Consider the following 11,333-nt stretch of genomic DNA (forward strand, 5'->3'; position numbering starts at 1 on the left):
CCGAACCCGCCGCAGTACCCGGACCACCCCACCCATCAGGCGCTCTCAGCTGAAAGCACCCGCACCGGCCAACTCGGCGATGTCCACCAACATGCGGGCACTGTCGGGTTCCCGCCCGGTGAACAGCCGGAAGGCGTCCGCAGCCTGGAAGACGGCCATGCCACCCCCGTCCAAGGCGGCGCAGCCAACCGCACGGGCGGTACGCAACAACTCGGTCTCCAGGGGCCGATAGACCACCTCGGCCACCCAGAGCCCCGGATGCAGCAACCCGGCCGCGAACGGCAGCCCGGGGTGCGCGGCCATCCCCGTGGGCGTGGCATGCACGAGCCCGTCGGCGCCGCCGACCAGCGCGGCCAGCCGGTCCGGGGCTGCGGCGCTCGCGCGGCCCGCACCGAAGTGCCCGTTCAGGGAGGCGGCGAGGTCGGCGGCCCGGTCGGGGAGCGCGTCGACCACGGTGACGTGCCCCGCACCGAGCGTGAGCGTGGCATGCGCGACGGCCGCCCCCGCGCCACCGGCGCCCAACTGCACGACCCGCTCCAGCGGGACATCGGGCAGCCCGCGCGCGAAGGACGCGGCGAACCCGGTGACGTCCGTGTTGTGGCCGGTCGCACGGCCGTCCTCGAAGACGACGGTGTTGACCGCGCCGAGCGCCTCGGCCTGCGGGTCGAGCGCGTCGAGGTGCTCGATGACGAGCTGCTTGCAGGGGTGCGTGATGTTCAGCCCGTCGAAGCCCAGGTCCCGGGCGGCGCGCACCAGGTCGCCCACCGCGTCCGGCGTGACGCCGAGGGTGTCGATGTCGATCAGCCGGTACAGGTAGCGCAGGCCCTGTCGGTCCGCCTCCCGCTCGTGCAGCGCGGGGCTGAGCGAGGGGCCGATGCCGGAACCGATCAGCCCGACGAGATACGAGTCCTGCGCCACGGCGGACCTCCTGGCTTACCTACGAAGCTAATGTACGAACTGGTTCGTTAGTCGTACCACGCCCTGGAACTCCTGGGAAGAGGTGAGACGCCTCCGGGAAGCCTCCGGAAGCACCCCGACCGGATACGACTCCATGCCCCGGACAACGGCTTCTACAATCGCGGGCACAGGCCTCTCCCGAAGGAATCCGATGACCACTGTCGAAGAGCCGGCGCGACCCGGCGGCCGCACCCGCGACGCCGCCCGCACCAAGGCAGAGATCCTCGACGTGGCGACGCGGGAGTTCGCCCGGGCCGGGTACACCGGGGCCCGGGTCGACGAGATCGCCGCCCGCACCCGCACCACGAAGCGGATGATCTACTACTACTTCGGCGGCAAGGAGCAGCTGTTCACTGCGGTGCTGGAGCGGGCGTACACCGTGATCCGCCAGGCCGAGCAGCAGCTGGACGTCGAGCACCTGGACCCCGTCGCGGCCATCCGGCGGCTCGCCGAGCTGACCTTCGACCACCACGAGGCGCACCCCGACTTCATCCGCCTGGTGAGCATCGAGAACATCCACGAGGCCGAGCACATCGCCGCCTCCGAGGAGCTGGGGAAGATCGGTTCGCCGGCGCTCGACGTGATCCGCCGCATCCTGGAGTCGGGCCGCGGCTCGGGCCTGTTCACGGCCGACGTCGACGCGGTGGACCTGCACGCGATGATCAGCTCGTTCTGCTTCTTCCGGGTCGCCAACCGGCACACGTTCGGCGCGCTCTTCGGCCGCGACCTGGTCGCACCCGACCAGCGGGAGCACTACCGGACCATGCTCGGCGACATGGTCATCGCCTACCTGACGGCCGACCGCTCGGCGGGCTGAGCGGTCCGAGGACCGCACAGATCCTTAGGCGCGACCTCTTGACACCCGGGAAACGTGAGCGCAACATCCGTAGCCAACCGCTACTAACTATCCAGTGGGTTAATTAGCCGGGCACGCACCCGGCGCGGCCGACCCGTCACCCCAGGGTCTCGGCATCTCTCCCCTCCGCTCACTCCGCTCCCGTCGGAGTACTCTCCAGTCCCTCGAAGGAGCACGCCGTGTCCGTCCCCGCCGCACCCCTCGACGCGCCCCCCGGCCAACCGAAGAAAGCCGCCACGGCCGCCTGGATCGGCAGCGCCCTGGAGTACTACGACTTCTTCATCTACGGCAGCGCCGCCGCGCTGATCTTCCCGGATGTCTTCTTCGACGACTCGGACCCGGCCACCGCGACCCTGCTGTCGCTGGCCACCTTCGGTGTCGCGTACGCGGCCCGCCCGATCGGCGCGCTGTTCCTCGGTCACTTCGGTGACAAGGTCGGCCGCAAGAAGATCATGGTCTTCACGCTGATCCTGATGGGTCTGTCGACGTTCCTCATCGGCTGTCTGCCGACACACAACCAGGTCGGCACGCTCGCCCCGGTCCTGCTGGTCCTCTGCCGTGTCCTGCAGGGCATCTCGGCCGCCGGCGAGCAGGCCAGCGCCAACTCCATGTCCCTGGAACACGCGCCGCCGGACCGGCGCGGCTTCTTCACCAGCTTCACGCTCAGCGGCACTCAGGGCGGCCAGCTCCTCGCCACGCTGGTCTTCATTCCCATCGCCGCGCTTCCCGAGGACCAGCTGCTCTCCTGGGGCTGGCGCATCCCGTTCTGGATGAGCATCGCGGTCGCCGTCGTCGGCTACGTCATCCGCCGCACGCTCCACGAGACCCCGACCTTCACCCAGCAGGCCGCCACCGAGGGTGTTCCGAAGATGCCGCTGGCCGTGTTGCTGCGCGACCACTGGGCCGACGTACTGCGGGTCGTCGCGGGCGCCCTCGTGGCCTCGGTCAGCACCATCTTCACCGTGTGGGCACTGGCGTACGCGACCAGCGACTCGGTCGGCATGGACCGTACGTCCATGCTGTGGGTGGGCGCGCTGGCCAACCTCGTCGCGCTCGCCGCGATCCCGCTGTGGGCCACCCTGTCCGACCGCATCGGCCGCCGTCCGGTCTTCCTGATCGGCGCCGCCGGCAGCGCGGTGATGATGTTCGCCTACCTGTGGTCCATCTCCACCGGCTCGTACCCGCTGGTCCTGATCCTCGGCATCGTCACCTTCGGTGTCGTCTACAGCGCGGCGAACGGTATCTGGCCGTCCTTCTACGGCGAGATGTTCACCACCCGGGTCCGCCTGTCGGGCATGGCCATCGGCACGCAGATCGGCTTCGCCATCGCCGGGTTCGCGGTGACCTTCGCCGCGCAGATCGCGGGTCCGGACGGCGACGACTGGATGGCCGTGGCCCTCTTCACCGCCGCGCTGTGCGTCCCGCCGGTGATCGCCGTGCTCACCGCACGCGAGACGCACAAGGTGCCCACGGAGCAGCTCGGCGAGCGTGCGCCCCAGAAGTCACCCGGACGGGAGACGGTATCGGCCTGAGCAGCCCCCGCACATGCGGATCGGCGCCGACCGCACCCGCGGCAGCCCCCTAGCCCCGTCAGCGCCCGGCGTCCCGCAGAGTGAGCTGCGGTTCGCCGTGCGCGTCGGGTCCGCCGAGCGTCGCCGTGAAGGACTCCGTCCGCAGGACGAGCCCCTCCTCCGAACGCTCACAGACCACGTTCAACCGCTGGTCCCCTTCCCCGTAGCGCACGGCGAAGACGTCGAGCCCGTCCGGTGCGTCGGGCGCGGGCCCCGCTTCCAGGGCGGTCGTCGTCCGCACGTGCCGCCAGCCCGCGTCGGGGTCGCCGTACCCGCGCGGGTCGGCGGCCAGCGCGAACGCGGCCTGTTCCTGGGTCAGTTCGCTCCGGGCGTCGAAGGAGTCCGGGCCGCCTTCCGCGGGGTGCGTCAGACGCAGCTCCCCGGCGGCCGCGACGAGGGGGAAGTCGCCGACCCGACGGAACCGGTCTCCCTCCGCGGCCACATACGGCATCCCGGCGAGCAAGTACCGTTCCCCGCCGAGCCGTTCGACCACGACGGTCATCCACAGTCGCGTGCCGTCCGTGACGTACAACGACTGAACATGGCGCAGCACATGGTCCCGGCCGACGACGGGCTTGCTCACGAGCTTGGCCGCGAGGCCGCCCACCCGGTGGTCCGCCACCCGTACCGCTCCCATCGGACGGCACAGCAGGAAGCCGTCCGTCACGGGCCCGAATCCGTGCTGCCGGTTGACCGCGGCCGCCACGAGCGCCGTGCCGCCCGCCTCGATCACGGACGGGGTCATACGGTCGTCGAAGGACACCGTGACCGTGCCGGACCGCAGTTGGTGGCAGGCGGGTGCCGTACGGGGCGAGCGGTGCCAGCGCGTGGTGTCCTGGATCTGCCACACGAGCATGAACGCGAAGTGCCCGTCGAGGTCTCCGTCACCCCCGACCGCGTGCCGGCCCCAGCGCGTGTCCCCGGCGTAGCGGCCGAGGTCGGCGCCGACGCGCCGGCCGAAGTAGCGCAGCCCGAGGACCGATTCGAAGCCGGAGTGCTGCTCGCTGTAGCGCGGCCCGCCGATGTCGAAGCCGCTTCCGCAGAGCCGTGCGTCGATGTAGCGGGCGAGCGTGTCGCCGTCCTCCGCGAAGACCTCCTCGCCGCTGATCCGGTGGGCCTGAGCGAGGAAGGAGAGGGAGATCGGCCCGTAGTTGTTGTCGTACGCGCCGCCGTGCTCGGGAGGCAGCGGGGCGCCGCGGTCGCTCACGCGCCGGGCGCGGATCTCGTCCGCGTACAGGCGCAGGGCTCGCGCCCGGACCAACTCGCCGTCCTCCGAGGGGAGATGGCGGGCCAGCATCAGCCCGCCCACCACGCACCCGATGGCCTGGTTCGCCGCGTCCTGCGGATTGAAGACCGTGGCCTCTGTCAGCCAGCGCCAGTAACCGCCCGCCACGCCCAGGAGTTCGCGGTACTGCTCGTCCTCGACGAGCCCGTCCGCCGCGTCGAGGACGTTCACGGCCTGGAGCAGCGCCCACACCGTGCTCGGCCAGTCGCCGATGGGGTGCGCGCCGGGAGCGAGTACGTAACGGGCGTACGGGAGACCGGAGTTGCGTACCGTCAGGTTCGGGTAGCCCGGGTTGTCCTCGGTGAAGACCCGTGAGTCCAGGTGGAAGGCGAGGCTGTGCCGCACCGCCTCCGGCAGGCGTGGGTCCTTGGTGCGGTGCCAGGCGAGCGCGAGCAGCGAGGTGATGCCGAGCGAGGTGTCGCCGATGTCGTCGCCCGCGGCCGGGTTCTCCAGGCTGCCCTCGCGGGTGAGGCGGGCCAGGGCCGTCTCGGTGACGCCGGCGAGCACGGCGTCGTACGCGGCCGAGTCGTCCGGAAGGTGGTGCAACTGGCCGCGCTGGCGCGGGAGATACACGTGCTCAGCCCTTCATACCGGTGGTGGACAGGCCTTCCACCAGCCTCTTCTGGAAGATGAGGAAGCAGATGAGCGTGGGCAGGAGGGCAAGCGTCGACATGGCGAACATCGCGCCGTACGAGGAGCCGCTGGTCTGGTCCAGGAACAGGGTCAGGCCGAGGGGGACGGTGAACTTGTCGTTCTGCTGGAGGTAGACGAGCTGGTGGAGGAAGTCGTCGTACGTCCAGATGAACGTGAAGATCGTGGTGGTGATCAGAGCCGGCTTCATCAGCGGCAGGATGATCTTCCAGTAGATCTGCAGGGGGTTGGCGCCGTCCATCATGGCCGCCTGGTCCAGCTCGCGCGGGATGGAGCGGATGAACTGGACCATCAGGAAGATGAAGAAGGCGTCCACCGCGAGGAACTTCGGCACGATCAGCGGCAGGTACGTGTTGATCCAGGTCAGGTTGTAGAAGATCGTGTACTGCGGGATCAGGACGGCCTGGGTGGGCAGCATCAGCGTGCCGAGCATCAGGCCGAACCAGATCTTCTTGCCCCGGAACTCGAAGCGCGCGAAGGCGTAGGCCGCCAGCGAGCAGGAGATCACGTTGCCGATCACGGCGCCGATCGTGACGATCAGCGAGTTGGTGATGTAGAGGGAGAAGGAGTTGCCGGAGCCGCTCCAGCCCTCGGAGTAGTTCTCCGGGCGCAGCTTGTTCGGGATGAGCCCTGGGCTGGTGAAGATCTCGGTGTCGGGCTTGAACGAGCTGCTCAGCATCCACAGCAGCGGATACAGCATGACGATCGCCACGCCGATGAGCAGCGTGTGGATGAAGATGCGGCGGGAGCCGGTGAGCGAGCGCAGCCGCTGCAGCGGCGACCCGTTCGGGGTGGTGACGGCGGACATGGGGTGAAGGACTCCTCGCTCAGTCGTCGTAGTGGACCCAGTAGCGGCTGGCGATGAAGTTGACCGCCGTGAACCCCGCGATGACCAGGAACAGCACCCAGGCCAGCGCCGAGGCGTATCCCATCTGCAGGTCGGTGAAGCCCTTCTTGTACAGGTAGAGGGAGTACAGCATGGTCGAGTTGAGCGGGCCGCCGGAGCCGTTGCTGACCACGAAGGCGGGGGTGAACGTCTTGAACGCGTCGATGATCTGCAGGACCACGTTGAAGAAGACGATCGGGGTGAGCAGCGGCAGGGTGATCTTGAAGAACCGGGTGACGTTGCCGGCGCCGTCGATCGCGGCCGCCTCGTACACGTCCTTCGGCAGCTGCTTCAGACCGGCGAGGAAGATGACCATCGGGGTGCCGAACTGCCAGATGGCCAGCAGGATGAGCGTGTAGAGCGCGGTGTCGGGGCTGGAGATCCAGTCCTGGCCCTTGATGCCGAACCAGGCGAGGAAGTCGTTGAACAGGCCGTCGCCGCCGAACACTTGGCGCCACACGATGGCGATGGCCACCGCCCCGCCGAGCAGGGACGGCAGGTAGAAGGCGGCCCGGTAGAGGCCGATGCCCCTCAGGTCGCGGTTGAGCAGCATCGCCACAGCGAGGGCGAGGGCGAGCTTCAGCGGCACGGAGACGACGACGTACAAGAGCGTGGCGTTCACCGAGTCCCAGAAGACCGGGTCGTCGGTGAACATGCGGTCGTAGTTGTCCAGGCCGACCCACTGCGCGGACGTCAGCAGGTCGAAGTTGGTGAAGGACAGGTACAGCGAGTCGAGCATCGGGTAGATCGTCAGGCCGAACAGGCCGATGAACCAGGGGGCCAGGAAGAGGTACGGCCACCAGCCCCCGCCCCGCCGTCTGGCGAGGCGACGGCGCATACGGTCGCGCTCCCGCTGGTCGGACGGGGTCACGGGAGCAGGCTGCTCCTTGACGACCTCGTCGGTCTGCGCGGTGGTCATAGTCATCTCTCCCTGACCCTCTCCCGTTGTGCTGATGCGCGGCGGAGACTGAGCGCATCCGTCGAAGCCCCGTAAGGGGCGCGGGGCTGTGACATTTGCGGCTCCGCCGCGATGGAGGTCTCCCCCCGCTCGAGCGAACCCGAGAGTGGGGGAGCGACCAGCCACGAACGGCCCGCAGCCGAAGTGCCGCACTACCCGCGGAGCTACCGGCGGAGCTACCCGCCCAGGATTCCTGCTGCCTGGTCGAAGAACTCGCCCAGCTGCCCCTTGATCGACTTCTTGCCGAAGGCGACGGCGAGATTGGACTGGAACAGCAGGTCCCAGATCTGGTCGGCGCCCTGCGGCGGCGGCACCGGCGCGGCCAGCGCGTTGGCCGCCTTGCCGACGCGCTGGGAGATGTAGTCGGCGTTCGCCATGTTCAGCTTGTCCGTCTCGGTCAGGCCCGAGACGATCAGGTTGCGGGCCTTCTCCGTCGGCGGGATGCCGCGCAGCAGCTGCATGTCCTTGATCGCCGTCTCGTCCTGCGCGAAGAACGACATGATCTTCACGGAGTCGGCGACCTTCTTGCTGGCCTTGGTGGCGCTCAGCAGCACACCGCCGTTGACGAAGTTGCCCTCGCGGGCGCCGGACCAGTCGCCCTGCGGGGTGGGCAGGAAGTCCAGCTGCGCGTCGGTGATGGAGCCGCCCGCGCCGTAGACGCCGGAGTCGAACGTGAACAGGGCCTTGCCGATGACGACCGCGTTCTTGGTGAGGTCGTTGTGCGCGGCGGAGGTGATCGCCGGGGGCGGGCAGGCGTTGGCCTTGCGCATGTCGGCCCAGTACTCCCACCACTCCTGGAGGGTGTCGGCGGTGAAGCCGAGCTTCTTGCCGTCCTCGGAGAAGAAGGTCTGCCCCTTCTCTCGCGCGAAGATCTCGAAGCACTGGAGCGTGCCGCCACCGCCGTCGTCGACGCCGTAGATCTTGCCGCCGCTCTTCTTGTAGACGTCCTGGGAGATCTTCTTCAGGTCGGCCCAGGTCCACTCGCGGTCGGGCAGCTTCAGGCCCAGCTTCTCCAGGCCGGTGCGGTTGACGGTGAGCTGGTTGACGCCGATGCCGGACGGGACGCCGTAGAGCTTGCCGTCGACGGTGCCGGCCGCGAGGAGCGTCTTGGCGAATCCGGTGAGGTCCAGGTCCTTGCCGACGTAGGAGTCGAGCGGAGCGAGGACGCCCTTGCGGGCGTACTGCGCGACCAGCGCGGTGTCCATCTGGAGCAGGTCCGGGGCGCTGCCGCCGGCGATGTTGGTGTTGAACTTGTCGAAGTACCCGTCGTAGCCGGAGTAGGTCTCCCGGATCTTGATCTTCGAGTTCTTCTTCTGGAAGGCGGCGAGCGCCTTCTTGTAGGCCGCGTGCCGGTCGTCGCTGCCCCACCAAATCATGGTCAGGTCGCTGCTGGTGCTGCCGGCGCCGGTTCCTCCGCTGCAGGCGCTGAGTGCGCTGCCGAGCGTGCCGGCGACGGCGATGCCGCTCGTGGTGCGGAGCAGGGTTCTGCGCGAGATCTGGTGACCCACCGGGTCCTCCTGGATGTGCGTGACGGATCCCCTGGCCGTCGAGCGGCTCGGGTTCTTTTCCCTGGGGTATGCCTTCCGGCGCGCGGCCTCGCCCGGCCGCATCGCACTGACGGGTGGAGATCCCCGGCCACTGAGGGCCGCCGTCGCACGAGCGCGCCCTCGCACGGCTGCCGTACGTCACGTACAGCGGGACGCCTCACCCAGGGCCGGGTCCCGCCGGCCATGGAAAGCGCTTGTCCGGACATTGGCAGACCTACGGCTGACCCGTCAATGCTTGACTCGCATACCACCGGTCACGGTTTGAATTCCACGGTCCACGGCAAAACGGCTCGCGCCCGCCACGGTGCCGCTGTCGCCGACCGTGCTGCTGACCACCTCGGTGGGCCAGCTCAGCCGGGCCAGTTCGGCCCGTACACCGGGCAGGAGCTGCGGGTACGCGCCGGTGCCGCCGCCCAGCACGATCAGTCCCGGGTCCAGCACGGCGGCCACGGCGGCGGCGAGCCGGCCCACGTCGGCCGCATGATGGCCGACCACGGTGCGGGCCGCGGCATGGCCCTCCTCGGCCAGGGCGAAGAGCCGCTCGGCGGTGCGGGGACACGGGCCGTCGGCGTCCTGCCAGGCCGCCGCGGCCCGGCGCAGGAGGGAGCGCGAGCCGATGCGCTCCTCCAGGGCCTCGTGGCGCGGTTCGCTGCTCTCGTCCCACGGGTAGGGCAGTCGGGCCACCTCTCCGGCGGCGCCGTTCGCTCCGCGCAGCACCTGGCCGCCGATGACGACGCCGAGGCCGATACCCACGCCGATCCGCAGATAGCCGAAGGTGTGGCGGCCGCGGGCCGCGCCCTCGTGCAGCTCGGCGAGCGCGGCGCAGTTGACGTTGTTCTCGAGGTGGACGGGAACGCCCGGCGGCAGCGCGACGGCCATGGCGTCGAAGGCAGGGCCGGCCTTGGCGGTCGCGGGGCGCATACCGGTGCCCTCCTGGTCCTGCGCGGTGACGTCGCCCACGGCGACGACGATGGCGCGCAGCGGAGCGCCGACGGGCAGCACATCGAGGGCCTTGCGCACGGTGTCGGCGGCATCCGCCCGGGAGCCGGTGCCCTGGGCGAGCAGAGTGCCGTCCAGGGCGCAGCCTCGCACCTGAGTGTGGGTGGGACCGAGGTCCACGGCGAGCACGGCGCCGGCGGCCGGGCCGAGAGCGTAGACGGCGGCGGAACGGCCGGTACCGCCGGAGACGGTGCCGGAGTGGGTGGCGAGTTCGGCGGCCTCGAGCTCCGCCACGGCGGAGGAGACGGTCGGCTTGGACAGGCCCGCACCGGCCGCCAGCTGGGGGCGGGTGGCGGTGCCCGCGGCCGCCAGTACGGCGAACACCGCGCGGGCACTCTCGCTCAGGTTCATGCTCTCCCTCAGGTCGTGCCGCGACTGTCTGGTCGTAAGGGCTGTACGGCGTCGGGATTCCCTGCCTATTCCGTAGCTCTTGACGCACCCTACTTCGTTAGTTAACTTCCTAACGAACTCTCGCGGTACTCGCCTGCCGCGCTCGCCAGAGGCCCGTCCCGGGGCTTCCCTAACTCCTTTCACCGCTTGCCACCGCTTGTCCATAGACACGGTTCGCCCGCCGTTCGCTTCGCATGCGCACTTCCGCGCAACGACGAAAGAGGCTCCGTGCAGGACCCCACGCCCATCGCCGTCGGAATCGACGTGGGCGGCACAAAGACGCACCTCCGCGCGGAGGCCGGGGGCAGCTCCGGCTCCGGACAGAGTGTGGTCGCCGATCATGTGCGTACGAGCAGTGGCTGGAGACCGCACGATCCCGGGGCCGCCGCCGGGTGGCTGGCCGCGCTGATCGACGAGACGTTGCCCCAAGGCGCGCGCCCGGCAGCCGTGGCCGTCGGCGCGCACGCCTGTGAGACGCCACGCCAGTGCGGGGAGATCCGCTCCGCTCTGCACGCGCTCATCGGTGTCCCCTGCCTCGTCGTGGGCGACGCCGAACTCCTCGTACCCGCGGCCGGTCTGGACAAGGGCGTCGGTCTCGTCGCCGGCACCGGTTCGGTCGCGGTGGGCCGGCTGGCCGACGGCGCCGGGGTCCAGGTGGGCGGCTGGGGTGCGGTGCTCGGCGACGAGGGCGGCTCGGCCGGTCTGGTGCGCGAGGCGGCGCGGGCGGTATGGGCGGCGTACGACCGCGGCGACCCGCCGGACGTCCTCGCGGGCCGTCTCACCACCGCCTTCGGTGTGCCCGAAGTGCCTGCCCTGGGCGCGGCGTTGGAGAGCGCGAAGGATGTCTCCGCCGAGTGGGGGAAGCACGCGCCGACCGTGTTCGCGGCGGCCGAGGACGGCTCGCCGCTCGCCCGTCAGGTGATCGCCGAGGGCGGTCGGGCGCTGGCTTCGCTCGTGGTCCGGCTGACCGAGCGCGGGGTGCCGGTGGGCGACGTGGTGGTGGCGGGCAGCACGGTGCTCGTGCAGCCGGTGCTGTACGAGGCGTTCACCGCCGCGCTGGCCGAGGCGCTGCCGTCGGCACGGCCGCGGCCGTTGCGGGCGCCGCCGGTGGAGGGGGCCGTGGCGCTGGCCCGGTCGCTGCGGTGAGGCGACGCGAGCTCCGGTCTGTTTCCGAGACTGTCGGGTTCGCCACTCCAGGGTGAACCCACGAGTTCAACTCGCGTTCAGAAGTCC

At 70.1% G+C, this 11,333-nt stretch carries 9 protein-coding genes; 3 read left to right on the forward strand and 6 right to left on the reverse strand.

Features of this window, described 5'->3' with window-relative positions:
* Positions 1–45: 45 nt before the first annotated feature.
* On the reverse strand, positions 46–918 hold the full coding sequence (locus ACTWQR_RS46015; protein WP_443233288.1) for a shikimate dehydrogenase: 873 nt from the start codon (positions 916–918) through the stop codon (positions 46–48).
* Between the two features lie 190 nt (positions 919–1,108).
* On the opposite strand from ACTWQR_RS46015, the gene ACTWQR_RS46020 reads away from it, so the two are divergent.
* Positions 1,109–1,774 (forward strand): TetR/AcrR family transcriptional regulator, encoded by a 666-nt coding sequence (locus ACTWQR_RS46020; protein WP_443233289.1) that lies wholly within the window; start codon positions 1,109–1,111, stop codon positions 1,772–1,774.
* Positions 1,775–1,992: 218 nt separating this feature from the next.
* Entirely contained in the window at positions 1,993–3,345 is a 1,353-nt protein-coding gene (locus ACTWQR_RS46025; protein WP_443233290.1) for an MFS transporter, read from the forward strand.
* Between the two features lie 58 nt (positions 3,346–3,403).
* On the opposite strand, the gene ACTWQR_RS46030 is transcribed toward ACTWQR_RS46025, so the two are convergent.
* The 5 genes from ACTWQR_RS46030 to ACTWQR_RS46050 form a co-directional block, all read right to left on the reverse strand.
* Positions 3,404–5,242 (reverse strand): hypothetical protein, encoded by a 1,839-nt coding sequence (locus ACTWQR_RS46030; RefSeq protein WP_443233291.1) that lies wholly within the window; start codon positions 5,240–5,242, stop codon positions 3,404–3,406.
* Between the two features lie 4 nt (positions 5,243–5,246).
* Positions 5,247–6,128, reverse strand: a complete 882-nt coding sequence (locus ACTWQR_RS46035; RefSeq protein WP_443233292.1) for a carbohydrate ABC transporter permease — start codon at positions 6,126–6,128, stop codon at positions 5,247–5,249.
* Positions 6,129–6,147: 19 nt separating this feature from the next.
* Positions 6,148–7,125, reverse strand: coding sequence for a carbohydrate ABC transporter permease (locus ACTWQR_RS46040; RefSeq protein ID WP_443233293.1), 978 nt, complete (start codon positions 7,123–7,125; stop codon positions 6,148–6,150).
* Between the two features lie 215 nt (positions 7,126–7,340).
* On the reverse strand, positions 7,341–8,672 hold the full coding sequence (locus ACTWQR_RS46045; protein ID WP_443233294.1) for an ABC transporter substrate-binding protein: 1,332 nt from the start codon (positions 8,670–8,672) through the stop codon (positions 7,341–7,343).
* A gap of 267 nt (positions 8,673–8,939) precedes the next feature.
* Positions 8,940–10,061, reverse strand: coding sequence for an ROK family transcriptional regulator (locus ACTWQR_RS46050; protein ID WP_443233295.1), 1,122 nt, complete (start codon positions 10,059–10,061; stop codon positions 8,940–8,942).
* Between the two features lie 267 nt (positions 10,062–10,328).
* On the opposite strand from ACTWQR_RS46050, the gene ACTWQR_RS46055 reads away from it, so the two are divergent.
* A complete protein-coding gene (locus tag ACTWQR_RS46055) occupies positions 10,329–11,246 on the forward strand; it encodes a BadF/BadG/BcrA/BcrD ATPase family protein (protein WP_443233296.1) in 918 nt (305 codons plus the stop codon).
* Positions 11,247–11,333: the final 87 nt, after the last annotated feature.

It is taken from the genome of Streptomyces sp. 2A115, assembly GCF_052245575.1.
Classification (GTDB): domain Bacteria; phylum Actinomycetota; class Actinomycetes; order Streptomycetales; family Streptomycetaceae; genus Streptomyces.

Coding starts and splice junctions, on each gene's coding strand:
- ACTWQR_RS46035 (WP_443233292.1), bottom strand. CDS start 6,128: ATGTCCGCCGTCACCACCCCGAACGGGTCGCCGCTGCAGCGGCTGCGC.
- ACTWQR_RS46020 (WP_443233289.1), top strand. CDS start 1,109: ATGACCACTGTCGAAGAGCCGGCGCGACCCGGCGGCCGCACCCGCGAC.
- ACTWQR_RS46040 (WP_443233293.1), bottom strand. CDS start 7,125: ATGACCACCGCGCAGACCGACGAGGTCGTCAAGGAGCAGCCTGCTCCC.
- ACTWQR_RS46050 (WP_443233295.1), bottom strand. CDS start 10,061: ATGAACCTGAGCGAGAGTGCCCGCGCGGTGTTCGCCGTACTGGCGGCC.